A 16,537-nucleotide genomic window follows, 5' to 3' on the forward strand; every position below is an offset into this window, starting at 1 on the left:
TACCACAAGATCTAGGGGCGGCGACCTAGCATCACTACTGCTGGTGGTTCGGGGTGGTCGGCACCACAAGATGTGGGTCACTCCGAGGCAACAGGGGAATCCGGTGCGAGTCCGGAGCTGCCCCGCAACGGTGAGCGGAAGCCTTCCGCGAGTCCGGATACCTGCCACCGGCGCGTGCACCGCCGGTGCACGTGGTCCGAGACCTCGCGGGTGGGTCGCAGGGCGTGGCGGCAGTGTTCCCGGCCGGTGCTGCCGGCCCCGTCGTGCGCCCCTCCGCGTGGCTCCGGTCCTCCGAACTCGTTTGGAGACAACACCTGTGACGATTGCTTCCTCATCCCGGGCGGCCACAGCCGACCAGTCGATCCAGCTGACCGTCGTACGCCGCGACGGCGGCCACACCGGTTTCGACCAGACCAAGATCTCGGTCGCCATGACCAAGGCGTTCCTCGCCGTCGAGGGCGCCGAGGCGGCCGCCACCCACCGGGTCCGTGACCTGGTGACCGACCTGACCGGCCGGGTCGTCGAGGCCCTGACCAGCCGCGGCCTCCGCCACCATCATGCCCGTCGCAGCGTGCAGGTCGAGGACATCCAGGACCAGGTCGAGCTGGCGCTGATGCGCGCCGGCGAGCACCAGGTCGCCCGTGCGTACGTCCTCTACCGCGAGGAGCGCACCAAGGCCCGCACCCCGGCCGATCCATCCGGCATCACCGACAAGCCCGCGCTCACCGTCCGCGCGGCCGACGGCAGCACGGCGCCACTCGACGTCGACCGGCTGCGCGTGATCGTCGCGGAGGCGGCCGCGGGTCTGGACGCGGTCGACCCCGAGCTGATCCTCGACGAGACCCTCGGCTCCTGCTACGACGGAATCGCGCAGCACGAGGTCGAGCTCGCGCTGGTGATGGCCGCCAGGTCGTACGTCGAGGCCGAGCCGCAGTACAGCTTCGCGGCGTCCCGGCTGCTGCTCGACCAGATCCGTCGCGAGGCGCTCGGCCGGGTCCACGGTGAGCCGCGGCAGGCCAGCCAGGCCGACATGACCGACGCGTACGCGGACTACTTCCCGCGCTACATCCAGCTCGGCATCGAGGCGGGACAACTCGACCCGGAGCTGGCCAACTTCGACCTCGACCGGCTCGCCGCCGCGATCCGGCCCGAGCGCGACCTGGACTTCACCTTCCTCGCCCTGCAGACCCTCTACGACCGCTACCTGCTGCACATCGACAAGGTGCGGTTCGAGCTGCCGCAGGCGTTCTTCCTGCGGGTCGCGATGGGGATGGCGCTGCGCGAGGACGACCGCGAGGCGCGGGCGCTGCAGTTCTACGAGCTGCTCAGCGCGTTCCGGTTCATGTCGTCCACCCCGACGCTGTTCAACTCCGGCACCACCCGGCCGCAGCTGTCGTCCTGCTTCCTGACCACGGTCGAGGACGACCTGGCCGGCATCTTCCACGGCATCCGCAACAACGCCATGCTGGCGAAGTACTCCGGCGGCCTCGGCAACGACTGGACCCCGGTGCGCGGCATCGGCGCCAAGATCCGCGGGACCAACGGCGAATCGCAAGGCGTCGTCCCCTTCCTGAAGATCGCCAACGACACCGCGGTAGCTGTGAATCAAGGAGGAAAACGCAAGGGCGCGGTGTGCGCGTACCTGGAGACCTGGCACGTTGACATCGAGGAGTTCCTCGACCTGCGGAAGAACACCGGCGACGAGCGCCGGCGTACGCACGACATGAACACGGCGAACTGGGTGCCGGACCTGTTCCTGCAGCGGGTCGAGGCAGGCGGCGAGTGGACGCTGTTCTCGCCCGACGAGGTGCCCGACCTGCACGATCTGTACGGCGCGGAGTTCGCCGAGGCGTACAGCAGGTACGAGGCGGCGGCCGATCGTGGTGAGCTCCGGGTGTTCAAGCGGGTCAAGGCGGTCGACCTGTGGCGGCGGATGCTGACCGTGCTGTTCGAGACCGGTCATCCGTGGATCACCTTCAAGGACGCGTGCAACCTGCGCTCGCCGCAGCAGCACGACGGCGTCGTCCACTCGTCGAACCTGTGCACTGAGATCACCCTGAACACGACCGTCGACGAGACCGCGGTCTGCAACCTCGGTTCGGTCAACCTGGTCGCGCACCTGACCGAGGACGGGCTGGACGCCGACCTGCTCCGCGAGACGGTGAAGACCGCGGTCCGGATGCTCGACAACGTCATCGACGTGAACTTCTACACCACCGCGGAGTCGGAGCGGGCCAACCAGCGGCACCGCCCTGTCGGCCTCGGGCTGATGGGGTTCGCCGACGCACTGTTCGCGCTGCGGATCCCCTACTCCTCCGACGCCGCCGTGGCCTTCGCCGACAGGTCGATGGAGCAAATCAGCTACCACGCGATCGAGGCGTCCAGCGACCTCGCGGCCGAGCGCGGCCGCTACTCGTCGTACGACGGTTCGCTGTGGAGCCAGGGAATCCTGCCGATCGACTCGCTCGAGCTGCTCAAGACTGCGCGCGACGGCGACCTGATCGTTGACCAGAGCAAGCAACTCGACTGGGACGCGCTCCGCCAGAAGGTGCTGCGGGACGGCCTGCGGAACTCGAACGTGATGGCGATCGCGCCGACCGCGACGATCTCCAACATCTGCGGGGTGAGCCAGTCGATCGAGCCGACGTACAGCAACCTGTTCGTGAAGTCGAACATGTCGGGTGAGTTCACCGTCGCGAACCCGTACCTCGTGGCCGACCTGAAGGCGCGCGGGCTGTGGGACCAGGTGATGGTGTCCGACCTCAAGTACCACGACGGCATCCTGGCGGGGATCGAGCGGATCCCGGCCGACCTGCGCGAGTTGTACGCGACGGCCTTCGAGATCGACCCGATGTGGCTGGTCAAGGCGGCGTCGCGGCGGCAGAAGTGGATCGACCAGTCGCAGTCGCTCAACCTCTACATGGCCGCGCCGTCGGGCCGCGCGCTGGACGAGCTCTACAGGTCGACATGGCGGTATGGACTCAAGACGACCTATTACCTGCGTTCCCAGTCAGCGACCCATGTGGAGAAGTCCACACTGCAAGGGACGGACGGCCGGCTGAACGCCGTACCGGTTGCGCTTCCCGAACCCAGCGGAGCTGTCTGCGCGATCGACGACCCGGACTGCGAGGCCTGCCAGTGACGACCGGATTGGGAGAGATCGCCGTCGGGGCGTCCCGGGTCGAGGTCGCCGACAAGGCGATGATCAACGCCCGGGCGGACGTGAACCAGTTGCTGCCGCTGAAGTACCGGTGGGCCTGGGAGAAGTACCTTGCCGCCTGCAACAACCACTGGATGCCGACCGAGGTGTCCATGCAGGCCGACATCTCGTTGTGGAAGTCGAAAGACGGCCTGACCGAGGACGAGCGGATGATGCTGAAGCGCAACCTCGGCTTCTTCGCCACCGCGGAGTCTCTGGTCGCGAACAACATCGTCCTGGCCGTGTACCGGCAGCTGACGAACCCCGAATGCCGGCAGTACCTGCTGCGCCAGGCGTTCGAGGAGGCCGTGCACACGCACACCTTCCAGTACATCTGTACGTCGCTCGGCCTGGACGAGGGCGAGCTGTTCAACATGTACCGCGAGGTGCCGTCGATCTCGGACAAGGACGCCTGGGCGCTGAAGTACACCCAGCACCTGGAGGACCCGGACTTCCGGACCGGAACGCCGGAGACCGATACGGCGTTCCTGCGCGACCTGATCGCGTTCTACGTGGTGTTCGAGGGGATGTGGTTCTACACCGGGTTCGCGCAGATCCTGTCGCTGGGCCGGCGGAACAAGATGGTCGGCATCGCCGAGCAGTACCAGTACATCCTGCGCGACGAGTCGATCCACCTGAACTTCGGCATCGACTGCATCAACCAGATCAAGCAGGAGAACCCGCACCTGTGGACGGCGCGGTTCCAGGCCGAGGTGCGGCAGATGCTCACCGAAGCGTGTGAGCTGGAGGTCGCCTACGGCCGCGCGACGATGCCGAACGGCATGCTCGGCCTGACCGCGGAGCTCTGCGAGCAGTACATGCACTTCGTCACCGACCGCCGCGCTGAGCAGATCGGCCTCGCCCCCATCTTCGGCGAGACCCGCAACCCGTTCGGCTGGATGTCAGAAGTCATGGACCTGAAGAAGGAGAAGAACTTCTTCGAAACCCGCGTCATCGAGTACCAGTCCTCGAGCGGACTGAGCTGGGACTGACCCCGGGTACGACGCGAGCCGGGCAGCGCAACGGCTGCCCGGCTCGCGTGTCCTACCCGCGGTCTACGCGGGGCTCGCGTGTCCTGCCTTCGGTCTAGGCGGGGAGCTTGGCGAGGATGTCGGCGGTGGTGCCGGTCTCGCCGAGGCGGGGGAAGATGTAGGTGGTGGCGTGGAGGTGGGAGTCGGCGCTGAGGTCCGTCATCGCGTCGGTGGCGAGGGTGACGTGGTAGCCGTGCTCATGGGCGGCGCGGGCGGTCGACTCGACACCGAAGCTGGTGGCCACGCCAGTCAGGACGATCTGGGTGATGCCGCGGCGGCCCAGGTGGACGTCGAGGTCGGTGCCGTGGAAGGCGCCCCAGTTCCGCTTGGTCACCACGGTGTCCTCGGGGTGACCGGCCAACTGCGGGACGATCTGGTCGGCGTCGGCGGGCGGCGTACCGGTCGCGCGGGTCGGTTGCTCGGTCCGGCCTGGTATCCGGTCCGCACCGTCCGCGCGGAAGCTGGCGCGGACCAGGAACACCGGGAGGCCGCGCTTGCGGAAGGCGTCGGCAAGCTCCGCCGTCCGGGTGATGACGTCGGCGGTCGGGTACGGCGCACCGGGGATCGCGGTGATGCCGTTCTGCAGGTCGATCACAACGAGGGCGGTGTTCGGGTCAAAAGTGGTGACGGGCACGACGGGCCTCTCAGTTGGGTTGTGGACGACCGATCCGCGCGAGGGACCGGTCCAGGAGTGTCACCAGCACGAGCAGGCCGGCGACAACGAGCAGAAACAGGGCCAGCTCGTGCAGACCTGTGGTGGTCGCGCCATGCTGGAAGAAGCGGGCGTTGGCCGCCGCGGCGACGAGGGCGCCGAGGTACCCGCCGGTGCGCAGCAGGCCGGCCGACGATCCGATCCGGGCCGGATCGGCTTGGTGATACAGGGCGTTCTGGTTCGCGAGACCGGTGAGACCCGAGGACAAGCCGGCCAGGACGCCGACGAGCGCCAGCAGAGCCAGCGCAGTGTGCGCGCCGACGAACCGCGGTGCGGTCGCGGCCGCGACCAGGAAGATGCTTCCGGCAATAAGTTTGCCGCGGACCCGCGCGCGCCGGCCGGTGATCACGATGATCAGTACGGCGGTGACGGACAGCGGGAGCATGAGCAGACCGGCGGCCGCGGCGTCCAGACCGTGCCCCTCCTCGAGCCACTGCGGGAAGGCGTACAGGAAGGAGTACGAACCAACCATCGCCAGCACCTGCCTGATGTAGGTCGAGATCAGCGGACGATTGCCACCGAGCACGTGCAGATCGATGAACGGCTCGACCACGCGCAACTGCACCTGTACGAACGCCAGACCGACGGCAACCGCGAACACCACCAGATACCAGCGCGAGACCCGCGGCTGCATCAGGAACAGCATCAGCGAAACGAGAGTGGCGCTGAACAGCACGATGCCCGGGTAGTCCAGGCGGCCGGAGGCGTTTCGGGTCCGCGGGCGGCTCGGCAACCACACCACGCCGAGGATCACGCAGATCACCGACAGCGGGACGTTGATGGTGAAGATCAGGTGCCAGCCGCCGAGGCCGATCAGCGCACCGCCGAGCGTCGGGCCGATCACCGAGATGACCTGGTTGGCGATCGACAGGATGCTCAGAATCCCCGCCGGCGTACTCATGCCGGTCCGGTCGGCCTCGCTCCGGATCAGCGACATCGAGGCCGGGTACGCCGCCGACGTCCCGAAACCGAGGAGGACGCGGGACAGGATCAGCACCCCGAGCGTCGGCGCCAGCGCACCGAGCAGACCGGCGAGGCCGACGACCGCCGTACCGATCAGATAGAGCGGACGCGGGCCGTAGAGGTCGACCAACCGGCCGGCCACGGGCTGCCCGACGGCTGTCGCCAGGTAGAGGCCGGTGATCAGCCAGGCGGTCTGGGACGGAGGTACGCCGAACGTCGCGCCGATCGGGATCAGCGCGACCGCGAGCATCGACGAGTTGATCGGGTTGAGGATGCCGCCGATCACCATCGGCGCGATGAACCGCCGGTCGAATCCGGCAGGGTTTGCGGGCACAGCAGAGGTCACCGGGTGATCGCCGCCGGAGCAGATTCGAGGGCGTTGTCGAGCAGTTCCAGCGCCTTGAGGATGAGCCGGCGGTCGGCCTCGGTGCAGCGCTCCTGCAGAGTCTGGGCGAGCCACTCCTGGCGAACCCGCCGGTCGCCTTGGAGCCGGTGGCGGCCGGTCGTGGTCAGGGAGACGACCTGACGGCGACCGTCCTCGGGATCGGGATGGCGCTCGATCAGGTCAGTCTCGCGGAGGGCGGCCAGGATCGCGGCCATCGACTGCGGGCGGACCCGCTCGGCGGCCGCGAGCTCGCTGGCCGACGCCGGCCCGTCCTTGTCGAGCCGGCTCAGCACCGACGACTGGGACGGCGTCAGGTCATCCTGATCGGCCAGATCCTTCAGCCGCCGCTTGACCCGCCCGAACACCACCCGCACCTGACTGGCCGCCTGCACCGCCGACGCTGAGAGCATGCCTCCAGCGTAGTTCCTCAGTCCAAACTGTCCAGTTGGAACTGAGCAGTTTGTCCTGTCTACTTCGTCACTCCACGGCGCAGTCCGGGGAGCAGGTCGAGCGCGTTCTGCCGGCTGATGCGACGATGCCCCCGAAGGTCGTCGTACTGACCACGTTCGATCTGGATGAGTACGTCGAGACCGCGCTCCGCAACGGGGCAGTCGGGGTCCTGCTGAAGGACGCGACCGCGGAACAGATGGCGCTGGCAGTCCGCAGCGCGGCGGGCGGGGACGCGATGCTGTCGCCGCAGGTGACGAGGCGACTGCTGCACCGGTTCACCGGCTCGCCGGATCCGCGCCGGGAGGACGCCGTACGACGGCTGTCGGCACTGACCGGCAAGGAGCGCGAGGTACTGGCCGCCGTCGGGGACGGGCACGCCAACAGCGCCATCGCCGAGCGGCTGTACCTGAGTGAGGCAACGGTGAAGACCCACGTCAGCCGGATCCTCGCCAAGCTCCAGCTCACCAACCGGGTCCAGGCCGCCATCCTCGCCCATCACGCCGGACTCAGCTGATCACGACGTCCATGACTCCGATGACCTTTCCGAGCCGGGCGGCCACGCGGCCGGCGTCGAAGCCGTTGCCTTCGACGGTGATGGTCAGGGTGCCTTCGTCGAGGGAGAGGGCGAGTTCGCGAACGTCGTACGGGTTCAGCATGACGGCGATCCGGGCCAGCATGCCTTCGGTTTCGACGACGCGTGCAGTGAAGACGGTGACCGTTCGTTCGACTGCGAGCAGGGTCATCGCACGACCTCCTTGTGACGCAGCAGACCGAACGTGACGCCGTCGACGAGCGCCTCCCAGGACGCCTCGACGATGTTGTGGCCGACTCCGACCGTCACCCACGAGCCCTCGCCGTCCGCGGTCTCGATGAGAACTCTGATTACCGCGTCCGTGCCATGGCCTTGGTCGAGGATCCGGACCTTGTAGTCGACCAGCTCGAACTTGTTCACCACCGGGTACGCGCGCTCGATCGCAGTCCGCAGCGCATGGTCGAGGGCGTTGACCGGGCCGTTGCCTTCCCCGGTGACGATCTCCCGCTCGCCGCCCGCGACCAGCTTCACGGTCGATTCCGACACCGCCTCGCCGTCGGCGCGCGACTCGGTGATCACCCGCCACGACTCGACGTCGAAGAAGGACGCCCGCTTCCCGGTGACCTCCTCGGTGAGCAGCAGTTCGAACGACGCGTCGGCCGCCTCGAACGTGTACCCGCGGGCCTCCATCTCCTTCACCCGCTCGGTCACCCGGCTGACCAGTTCGCGGTCGTTGCCGAGGTCGAACCCGAGCTCGCGCCCCTTCAGCTCCACGCTGGCCCGGCCGGCCATCTCGGACACGAGCATCCGCATGTCGTTGCCCACCCGGGCCGGATCCGTGTGCTGGTAGAGATCGGGATCCACCTTGATGGCACTGGCGTGCAGCCCCGCCTTGTGGGCGAAGGCGGACACACCGACGTACGGCTGCCGGGTCGACGGCGGCACGTTCGTCACTTCGGCGATCGCGTGCGCGATCCGGAACGACTCAGCCAGCTTGCCGGCCGGGAGCAGATCCAGGCCGCGCTTCAGTTCGAGGTTGGCGACGATCGCGAGCAGGTCGGCGTTGCCGGTGCGTTCGCCGTACCCGTTGATGGTGCCCTGGACGTGGGTGACGCCGGCCTCGACGGCGGCGATCGTGTTCGCCACCGCGCAGCCGGCGTCGTTGTGACAGTGGATGCCGAGGCGCGCACCGGTCGAGTCGAGGACGTCGCGGACGATGTCCTGCAACTCCCGCGGCAACGTGCCGCCGTTGGTGTCGCACAACGCCACCACGTCGGCGCCGGCCTCGGCGGCTACCCGCACGACCTCCAGGGCGTAGGCGCGGTTGGCGCGGTAGCCGTCGAAGAAGTGCTCGGTGTCGAGGAAGACCCGCTGCCCGTTCTCGCGCAGGTGGCGGACCGTGTCCGCGACCATCCGGAGGTTCTCGTCCAGCGTCGTACGCAAAGCCCGCTCGACGTGTGCATCGTGGCTCTTGGCAACGAGTGTGACGACGCCGGCGCCGGAGTCGCGCAGGGCCGCCACCTGCTGGTCGTCCGCCACCGCGGTCGCGGGCTTGCGGGTCGCGCCGAAGGCCGCGAACGTCGCGTTCCGCAGCTGCAACTCGGTCCGGGCCTGCTCGAAGAACTCGGTGTCCTTGGGCACCGCGCCCGGCCAGCCGCCCTCGATGAATCCCACGCCCAGGTCGTCCAGGTGCCGCGCGATGGCGATCTTGTCGGCCACGGACAGCGCCAGCCCCTCCTGCTGCGCACCGTCGCGCAGAGTGGTGTCGTAGACGTGGAACTCGTCCGAGATACTCATGATCGGCCTTCCGGTGGGGGCTGGCGGGCAAACAAAAAACCTCCCGCAAGGTGCGAGAGGTCTGCGCGCTCAGGTAGTGCTGGCTGAGCGCGCCTAGATAATGATGACCCGGTAGTTCTTCATGACATTTCGCAGTCTGCCACACAATGTCCACACCGTGGCGGGACCGTCTCGAATCACGAACATTCAGTACGCCGACCAGTACTACGGCGCACGCGGGAGTTCAGGCGGTCAGGGAAGATCAGGCTGTCAGTGAGGTGAGGGACCAGCCCGGGTCGTCCCAGGCGCTGTAGAAGTCCTCGCGGCTGAGCGGGCGCAGGCCCCACTCGTCACGGTCCAGGGCCTTGTCGGTGAGCATGCCCTCGTCGTCCTCGAGCCGCTGCCACCAGTACCTGGTGATGGTGCCGTCCTCGGCCGCGCCGATCTGGCGAACCACGACCCACTCCCGCTCGTGCCACACGGCCTCGTACAGCCAGTCCGTGCCTTCCTCGTCGGCCACCGCGCCGTACGTGCGGGTCGCCGTACCGCGGTCGAGGTCGCGGATCAGCTCGACGGTCGACCGGATCGCGGTGACGGTCTCCGGCGACCAGTCACGTCGCCCGGCGAGCTCCGCGTAATAGGCCTCGACATCGTCGGGGAAGCTACTCATGCCGCCCGACCCTATCGAACCCATCCTGTGGACAGCGACCGCGCCGCAGACCCCAAGCCTGAGAAGATGCTGTGAAACAGCTGCTTGAAAGGACCGCCGTGCCTGAGCCAGACGACCGCGATTCGCTGGACATCCTCAAAGCGCCGCTGCGCCGGCTGCCCGAGCTCAAAGAGCTGCAATTCCGGCTGGCGGGCTTCGCCGTCGGGCTGGCGTTGCTCGTCACGCTGGCGCCGACCTGGCTCACCCGGGACTACGGCGACGGCCAGCTGATCTACAGCGGGATCGGCATGATCCATTTCACCGACCACTCGCCCAAGTCGCCGATGGGCGGCCTGGGCACCTTCCTGTTCCTGCTCTACCTCGTGCTGGCGCTGGCCGCGCTGCTGCCCCCGACCGAGACGATCTTCGCGCTGGTCAGGGGCGGCGCGGGGCTCGTGGTCACGATCCTGATCCTGGTGAGCAAGCCGGACCACCCGACGCTGGGGTGGACGGGCGCGCCGGTCGTTGCCCTCGGCCTGTGGTTGCTGGCCGTCGTCGTCGCGGGCGTGGCCCGGACGACGACGCGTGGCTAGCAGATCCTGGTCATCCAGCCGTGCGGGTCGGCGGCGCGGCCGTACTGGACGTCGAGCAGGGCGCTGCGGACCGCGGCGGTGACCGGGCCACCGTTGCCGTCGGCCACCTGCACCTCGCCGTCCTTCCACTTCAGCGACGCGACCGGGGTGATCACCGCGGCCGTGCCGCAGGCGAACACCTCGCGGATCTTGCCCGACGCCGCACCGTCGCGCCACTCGTCGATCGAGATCTTCCGCTCGGTGACGGTGTGGCCGAGGTCGGTCACCAGCTTCAGGATCGAGTCCCGGGTGACGCCCTCGAGGATGGTGCCGGACAGCTCCGGCGTGACGACCGAGTTGTCGTCGAGGACGAAGTACAGGTTCATCCCGCCGAGCTCCTCGACCCACTTCTTCTCGACCGCGTCGAGGAAGGCGACCTGGTCACAGCCCTGCTCGATGGCTTCGGCCTGCGCAATCAGCGACGAGGCGTAGTTGCCACCCGTCTTGGCCGCGCCGGTGCCACCGGGGGCCGCCCGGGTGTACTCCTCGCTCAGCCAGATCCGCACCGGCTTGACGCCGTTGGCGAAGTACGAGCCGGCCGGCGACGTGATCACGCAGTACGTGACTTCCGCGGACGGGCGTACGCCGAGGAACGGGTCGGAGCCGAACATGAACGGCCGCAGGTAGAGCGACGTCTCGCCGCCGCCGGGGACCCAGGCCTTGTCCAGCTCGACCAGCTTGCGCAGCGAGTCCAGGAAGGCGGCCTCGGGCAGCTCGGGCAGCGCGAGCCGGCGTGCCGACTTCGCGAACCGGGCCGCATTGGCTTCGGGGCGGAACATGTGGATCGAGTCGTCGGGATGCCGGTAGGCCTTCATCCCCTCGAAGATGGTCTGGGCGTAGTGGAACACCGCGGTGGCCGGAGACAGCTCCAGCGGTCCGAAGGCGGTGATCCTCGCGTCGTGCCAGCCGTTCTCCTTGGTCCAGGTGGCGATCGCCATGTGGTCGGAGAAGTACTGCCCGAATCCCGGGTTCGCCAGGATCGTGGCGCGCTGGTCGTCGCTGGCCGCATGGGTGGTTGGCTCAACGGTGAATCGCAGATCGGCGCTCATACCTACACCTCGCTGTCGCTCGGTTGCGGCATGAGCGCGATGGCGACAGTGCTCTTTGTTCGCTCGCTCATAAGCCGCACCGTACCTCTTGGCCGACTGGTCATGCGAGCGTCAGCCGATCGCGCGCTTGGTGATGGCGTCACCGATCTCCGCGGTGCTCCGGACGGCGCCGGTACGCTCCGCGATATCGGCCGTGACAGCCGCCTCGATCGCGGCCGCGGCCTCGGTCAGGCCGAGGTGGTCGCACAGCAGCGACGCGGACAGGATCGCCGCGGTCGGGTCGGCTTTCTGCTGGCCGGCGATGTCCGGCGCGGAGCCGTGCACCGGCTCGAACATGCTCGGCGCGGTCCGGTCCGGGTTGATGTTGCCGCTCGCGGCCAGCCCGATGCCACCGCTGATCGCGGCCGCCAGGTCGGTGATGATGTCGCCGAACAGGTTGTCGGTGACGATCACGTCGAACCGGGCCGGGTCGGTAACCAGGAAGATGGTCGCCGCGTCCACGTGCAGGTAGTCGACGGCGATCTCAGGGAAGTCCGCGGCGACCTTGTCGACGGTCCGCTTCCACAGGTGGCCGGCGTGCACGAGCACGTTGTTCTTGTGCACCAGCGTGAGCTTCTTGCGCGGCCGCGCCTGCGCCCGGGCGAAGGCGTCCCGGACCACGCGCTCGACGCCGTACGCCGTGTTGACCGACACCTCGGTGGCGATCTCGGCCGGCGTACCGACGCGGAGCGCTCCTCCGTTGCCGACGTACGGGCCTTCGGTGCCTTCGCGGATGACGACGAAGTCGACCTCGCCCGGGTCTGCCAGCGGGGAGCCGACGGACGGGTAGATCTTCGACGGGCGGAGGTTCACGTAGTGGTCGAGGGTGAACCGGAGCTTCAGCAGCAGGCCGCGCTCGAGCACGCCGGACGGGACCGACGGGTCGCCGACCGCGCCGAGCAGGATCGCGTCGTGCTTGCGAATCTCCTCGAGCTCCGCGTCCGGCAGCGTCTCGCCGGTCGCGTGCCAGCGCCGCGCGCCGAGGTCGTACTCGGTCCGCTCGAACGTCACGCCGTGCTGCGCGGCTACCGCGTCCAGCACCTTCAGCGCCTCGGTGGTCACCTCCGGACCGATACCGTCACCGGGGACCACGGCCAGCGTGAAGTTCTTCTTGTCGCTCACTTCTCGGGTTCTCCCCCATTGTCGCGGCGGTTCATAGCCTCTTGGACGGCCCTGGCCTCGGCCGCGGTCACGCTCCCCGGGCGCGCCGGACGGCGACGGCGGGTCGCCTTCCGTTCCCGGGCGTCGATCGCGGGCCAGTTGGCCGGATACATGTCGTACATGCTGCTCCTCCCCAGACAGGATGCGGGCGGCAGGATGGCGACGAATTTACTCTGACGTCCGACTATTTCACCACTATGCGGGCACGATGTCCCGGAATGTGAGATGCCGGTGCAGGCGCTGGACCAGAGCTGTGCAACTCTCAACCGGTGAGTGCTCCTCCAGAACTGCCGCCGCTGGTTTCAGCGGCCCTCAGCCTGTCCGGCCGGCGTGGATTCGTCAGCTCCACCAGGAACGAGACCGGCCGGCTGCTGGCGACTCTCGCCGCGTCGAGGACCGGTCTGCTCGGCGAGCTCGGGACCGGCTGTGGCGTGGGCTCCGCGTGGTTGCGCAGCGGCGCCGGAGAGAGCACCCGCATCGTCACCGCGGAGAGCGACCCGCAACTGGCGCAGGCGGTGGCGGAACTGTTCGCCGCCGACGAGCGGATCGAGGTCGTCTCCGCCGACTGGACCGCCCTGATCGAGCGCGGCCCGTTCGCGCTGCTGTTCGTGGACGCCCGCGAGGCGAAGCTGTCGGCCCGCGACATCATCGCGGACGTGGTCGAGCCGGGCGGCTTCGTCGTCCTGGACGACTTCACGCCGTCGGCCGTCTGGCCGCCGATGTACGAGGGCCGGGTCGACACGCTGCGGCAGGAATGGCTGATGGACAAGCGGTTCACCACCGTCGAGGTGATGGTCGCCCCGGACGCCGCCGTACTCCTCGCCACCCGGCACTGAAACAACCGGGAACGAAGGCGGGCCCGAGCCATAGGTGGCTCGGGCCCTTGTCGGCCGCCATGCGCCTGCGGGCGGCTGACCGCTTCCAGTAAATCAGTCGTTCGCCTGAATTACGCCTCCAGGTCCACAGTGCGAGCCGTATCGGCCTGCACCGCACCGGCGATGTCGTCCAGTACGCCGGTCGCGATCGCCGAGTCGACTGCCAGCGCGACCAGCGCCTTGCCGCCCTTGCGGTCCCGGCTCACCTGCATGCCGGCGATGTTGACCTCCGCGTCGCCGAGGATGCGGCCGATCTGGCCGACGATGCCCGGCCGGTCCTCGTAGGTGAGGAAAGCCAGGTGCGCGGACAGCTCGATCTCGACGTCGAACCCGTCGATCTCCACCAGCCGCTCCGACTGCCGGACCCCGACCAGCGTGCCGGACACCGACACCTGGATGCCGTCGGCAAGGGTCCCGCGCAGGGTGATCAGGTTGCGGTGCTCGGGGCTGTCGTGGTCGGTGACGAGCCGGACCTCGAGGCCCCGCTCGGCCGCCAGCAGCGGCGCGTTCACGTACGACACGTTGTCCTCGACCACGTCGGCGAACACGCCCTTGAGCGCGGCGAGCTCGAGCACCTTCACGTCGTACTGCGTGATCTCGCCGCGGACCTCGACGTCGAGCTGCTGCGCGACGCCACCGGCCAGTGCGGTGAAGATCCGGCCCAGCTTCTCGGTCAGACCGATCCCCGGCCGGACGTCCTCGGCGATCACGCCGCCCTGGACGTTGACCGCGTCCGGCACCAGCTCGCCCGACAGTGCCAGCCGGACCGACTTGGCCACGGCGATGCCGGCCTTCTCCTGTGCCTCGTCGGTCGACGCGCCCAGGTGCGGGGTGGCGATCACGTTCTCGAGCTCGAACAGAGGCGAGTCGGTGCACGGCTCGGACGCGAACACGTCCAGACCGGCGCCGGCCACTCGGCCCTCCTTGAGCGCGGTGAAGAGCGCCTGCTCGTCGACGATGCCGCCGCGGGCCGCGTTCACCACGATGACCTCGGGCTTGACCTTGTGCAGCTCCTCGTCGCCGATCAGACCGATGGTCTCCGGAGTCTTCGGAAGGTGCACCGAGATGAAGTCGCTGGCCGCGAGCAGCTCGTCCAGGGACGCGAGCCGCACGCCCATCTGAGCGGCCCGGCCGGCCTGCACGTACGGGTCGTAGGCGATCACGCTCATGCCGAACGCGGCCAGCCGCTGCGCGACCAGAACGCCGATCTTGCCGAGGCCGACGATGCCGACGGTCTTCTCGAACAGCTCGACGCCGGAGTACTTGCTGCGCTTCCACTCGCCGTTCTTCAGCGACTGGTCGGCGGCCGGGACCCGGCGCGCGGTGGCCAGCAGCAGCGCGACCGCGAGCTCGGCGGCGCTGACGATGTTGGAGGTCGGCGCGTTGACCACCATCACGCCGGCCTGGGTGGCGGCCTTCACGTCCACGTTGTCCAGGCCGACACCGGCCCGGGCGACGACCTTCAGGCGCTTGGCCGCGGCCAGTGCCTCGGCGTCCACCTTGGTGGCGCTGCGGATCAGGATGGCGTCGACGTCGGCGATGGCCGGGAGCAGCTGGGCGCGGTCGGCGCCATTGGTGTGCCGGATCTCGAAATCGGGGCCGAGGGCCTCGACGGTGGCCGGGCTCAGCTCTTCGGCGATCAGGACGACGGGCCGGGTTACGTCAGTCATGGGAGAAGTCTCCTGCAGAAGCGGTAGGGGCTCGAAAGTCAGAGCACCGCGCTGTGCCCGCTGATGCGATGGTACCTCGTCGCCGGTAAGACCCGCCGGGCGACCCGAATGACGGTCAGTCGGTGTCGCAGCTCTGTGCGACGTTCACCGAACTGCCCTGGTCGACCTTGAGCCGGTTGCCTTCCCGGACCAGACGGTAGCGGACGTCCAGCCGGTTGCAGGTCTGGCCCTTCGCTCCGCTCGCGTTCGGCGAGAACAGCACGGTGAACATCATCCGGGCGTTCACGCCCTGGGCGTTGGTGGTCACCTCGGTGATCCTGGCGCCGAAGAAGTACGTCGTCTGGTGGCTGTCGCGGTCCCGTTCCTCCGACAGCGCACCGAGCAGCCGCTTGGAGTAGTACGCCGTCCGCAGGCCGCCGAAGTCGTGCTGGTTCATCAGCGTCAAGTAGGTGCCGAGCAGTCGCTGCGCCTCCATCGCCAGCTTGGTCTTCGAGACCAGCAACTCCGGGACGATCGGGGTCTGCGGGCCGAGCGACCGCACACACGTGCCACCCGGTTCGGGCGTGAGCGCCGGCGCATTCGGTACGACGTACTCGCGCAGCCGGGCGACCGGGACGATTGAGGCGGTCTTGGCGGTGTCACCGACGACCAGGCCGACGAGCTGGCCGGACTTGTCGACGACAGGGCCGCCGAGCTTGGCCGTGTTCATGATCTCGGTCAGCGTCCGCGGGCGGTCCGTCGTACCGACCTTCTGGACGGCCTGCCTCCCGGCCGCGGTGTAGCCGATGTGCGCACGCTCGGCCTTCCGGTCCGGGTCCGTGGGCGCCAGCGGCACCGGGTCCTCGTCGAGCCGCCCGATCATGCGCAGTACGGCGACTCCGTCCGGACTGGTCCCGAGCAGGTTGGCCCGGCGGATCCGGCCGTCAGGGGTCACGATCGCCATCGACAGCGACTGCCTCATCGCGGACGCCGCGGTCAGGACCAGCCCGTCACCGATCACGACCCCGCTCGCCTCGCCGTCCCCCGCACACGTCGTGGCCAGCACGCGTACGACGCCTGGGCCGGCCAGGTCCAGGACCTTCGCCGTGTCGATCTTGAGGCTCTGCGCGCGGATCAGCCAGCCGGCCGAAGCACCGGCGCCGAGAATCAGCAGGACGACCAGGAGGCCGGCCAGGAACCGGCCGAACTTCCACGGCGGCCGCGGCCCTCGTCGCGGGGTTCGTGGCACCGGGGTCTGCAGCTGGGTGAGGACGCCGGCGCCCACGGGCACACGCCGAGGCGGCCGCGGCAGCGCCTGCCTGCCGTCCTCCACCAAGGCTCACCTCCCCCAACCATCACCAGTCCAGACCACAATCGTCACTGATTGTGCCAAACGACAAGGCCCGGACCATCCACCTGGATGGTCCGGGCCTAT

Annotated in this window: 16 protein-coding genes and 1 riboswitch; of the genes, 5 read left to right on the top strand and 11 right to left on the bottom strand. The window is 68.6% G+C overall.

The window, feature by feature from the left end:
* The first annotated feature begins 27 nt into the window (after nucleotides 1-27).
* Nucleotides 28-183, top strand: a riboswitch (cobalamin riboswitch).
* Nucleotides 184-316: 133 nt separating this feature from the next.
* Complete coding sequence (locus tag E0H75_RS34080; RefSeq protein ID WP_202873309.1) at nucleotides 317-3,142, top strand: ribonucleoside-diphosphate reductase subunit alpha; 2,826 nt, start codon at nucleotides 317-319, stop codon at nucleotides 3,140-3,142.
* Complete coding sequence (locus E0H75_RS34085; RefSeq protein WP_238163430.1) at nucleotides 3,139-4,191, top strand: ribonucleotide-diphosphate reductase subunit beta; 1,053 nt, start codon at nucleotides 3,139-3,141, stop codon at nucleotides 4,189-4,191. Before E0H75_RS34080 ends, E0H75_RS34085 begins: the two co-directional genes overlap by 4 nt.
* Before the next feature lie 94 nt (nucleotides 4,192-4,285).
* On the opposite strand, the gene E0H75_RS34090 is transcribed toward E0H75_RS34085, so the two are convergent.
* From E0H75_RS34090 to E0H75_RS34100, 3 genes are read right to left on the bottom strand one after another with little or no spacing between them, the layout of a single operon-like run.
* Nucleotides 4,286-4,864, bottom strand: coding sequence for an isochorismatase family protein (locus tag E0H75_RS34090; RefSeq protein ID WP_131517824.1), 579 nt, complete (start codon nucleotides 4,862-4,864; stop codon nucleotides 4,286-4,288).
* A gap of 10 nt (nucleotides 4,865-4,874) precedes the next feature.
* Entirely contained in the window at nucleotides 4,875-6,251 is a 1,377-nt protein-coding gene (locus E0H75_RS34095) for an MFS transporter (protein WP_202873310.1), read from the bottom strand.
* Nucleotides 6,248-6,700 carry a MarR family winged helix-turn-helix transcriptional regulator gene (locus E0H75_RS34100; RefSeq protein ID WP_131517825.1) on the bottom strand — a complete coding sequence of 151 codons (453 nt, stop codon included), beginning with the start codon at nucleotides 6,698-6,700 and terminating at the stop codon, nucleotides 6,248-6,250. The genes E0H75_RS34095 and E0H75_RS34100 overlap by 4 nt, the downstream gene beginning before the upstream one ends.
* Before the next feature lie 35 nt (nucleotides 6,701-6,735).
* Here E0H75_RS34100 and E0H75_RS34105 point away from each other — a divergent pair, with 35 nt between their 5' ends.
* The gene (locus E0H75_RS34105) at nucleotides 6,736-7,254 is read left to right on the top strand and encodes a LuxR C-terminal-related transcriptional regulator (protein WP_238163431.1); all 519 of its coding nucleotides are present in this window, start codon (nucleotides 6,736-6,738) and stop codon (nucleotides 7,252-7,254) included.
* On the opposite strand, the gene E0H75_RS34110 is transcribed toward E0H75_RS34105, so the two are convergent.
* From E0H75_RS34110 to E0H75_RS34120, 3 genes are all read right to left on the bottom strand, one after another.
* The gene (locus tag E0H75_RS34110; RefSeq protein ID WP_131517826.1) at nucleotides 7,247-7,483 is read right to left on the bottom strand and encodes a hypothetical protein; all 237 of its coding nucleotides are present in this window, start codon (nucleotides 7,481-7,483) and stop codon (nucleotides 7,247-7,249) included. The genes E0H75_RS34105 and E0H75_RS34110 overlap by 8 nt on opposite strands.
* The gene (cimA, locus tag E0H75_RS34115; RefSeq protein WP_131517827.1) at nucleotides 7,480-9,069 is read right to left on the bottom strand and encodes a citramalate synthase; all 1,590 of its coding nucleotides are present in this window, start codon (nucleotides 9,067-9,069) and stop codon (nucleotides 7,480-7,482) included. Before cimA ends, E0H75_RS34110 begins: the two co-directional genes overlap by 4 nt.
* A gap of 241 nt (nucleotides 9,070-9,310) precedes the next feature.
* The gene (locus E0H75_RS34120; RefSeq protein WP_131517828.1) at nucleotides 9,311-9,718 is read right to left on the bottom strand and encodes a hypothetical protein; all 408 of its coding nucleotides are present in this window, start codon (nucleotides 9,716-9,718) and stop codon (nucleotides 9,311-9,313) included.
* Nucleotides 9,719-9,816: 98 nt separating this feature from the next.
* Between E0H75_RS34120 and E0H75_RS34125 the strand changes: the two genes are divergently transcribed.
* On the top strand, nucleotides 9,817-10,290 hold the full coding sequence (locus E0H75_RS34125) for a hypothetical protein (protein WP_131517829.1): 474 nt from the start codon (nucleotides 9,817-9,819) through the stop codon (nucleotides 10,288-10,290).
* Here E0H75_RS34125 and E0H75_RS34130 read toward each other — a convergent pair.
* The 3 genes from E0H75_RS34130 to E0H75_RS43285 all read right to left on the bottom strand — a co-directional run bounded on the left by E0H75_RS34130 (nucleotide 10,287) and on the right by E0H75_RS43285 (nucleotide 12,700).
* Nucleotides 10,287-11,378: a branched-chain amino acid aminotransferase gene (locus tag E0H75_RS34130; RefSeq protein WP_131517830.1), complete on the bottom strand. Its 1,092-nt coding sequence runs from the start codon at nucleotides 11,376-11,378 to the stop codon at nucleotides 10,287-10,289. The two genes, E0H75_RS34125 and E0H75_RS34130, sit on opposite strands and share 4 nt — an antisense overlap.
* A 111-nt stretch (nucleotides 11,379-11,489) precedes the next feature.
* Entirely contained in the window at nucleotides 11,490-12,539 is a 1,050-nt protein-coding gene (locus E0H75_RS34135) for a 3-isopropylmalate dehydrogenase (protein ID WP_131517831.1), read from the bottom strand.
* A complete protein-coding gene (locus tag E0H75_RS43285; protein WP_165554217.1) occupies nucleotides 12,536-12,700 on the bottom strand; it encodes a hypothetical protein in 165 nt (54 codons plus the stop codon). The genes E0H75_RS34135 and E0H75_RS43285 overlap by 4 nt, the downstream gene beginning before the upstream one ends.
* Nucleotides 12,701-12,847: 147 nt before the next feature.
* On the opposite strand from E0H75_RS43285, the gene E0H75_RS34140 reads away from it, so the two are divergent.
* Nucleotides 12,848-13,414, top strand: a complete 567-nt coding sequence (locus E0H75_RS34140) for an O-methyltransferase (protein WP_131355395.1) — start codon at nucleotides 12,848-12,850, stop codon at nucleotides 13,412-13,414.
* Between the two features lie 110 nt (nucleotides 13,415-13,524).
* On the opposite strand, the gene serA is transcribed toward E0H75_RS34140, so the two are convergent.
* On the bottom strand, nucleotides 13,525-15,123 hold the full coding sequence (gene serA, locus E0H75_RS34145; RefSeq protein WP_131517832.1) for a phosphoglycerate dehydrogenase: 1,599 nt from the start codon (nucleotides 15,121-15,123) through the stop codon (nucleotides 13,525-13,527).
* Between the two features lie 115 nt (nucleotides 15,124-15,238).
* A complete protein-coding gene (locus E0H75_RS34150; protein ID WP_238163432.1) occupies nucleotides 15,239-16,435 on the bottom strand; it encodes a S1 family peptidase in 1,197 nt (398 codons plus the stop codon).
* Nucleotides 16,436-16,537: the final 102 nt, after the last annotated feature.

The organism is Kribbella capetownensis (assembly GCF_004331485.1).
Taxonomy (GTDB): Bacteria; Actinomycetota; Actinomycetes; order Propionibacteriales; family Kribbellaceae; genus Kribbella; species Kribbella capetownensis.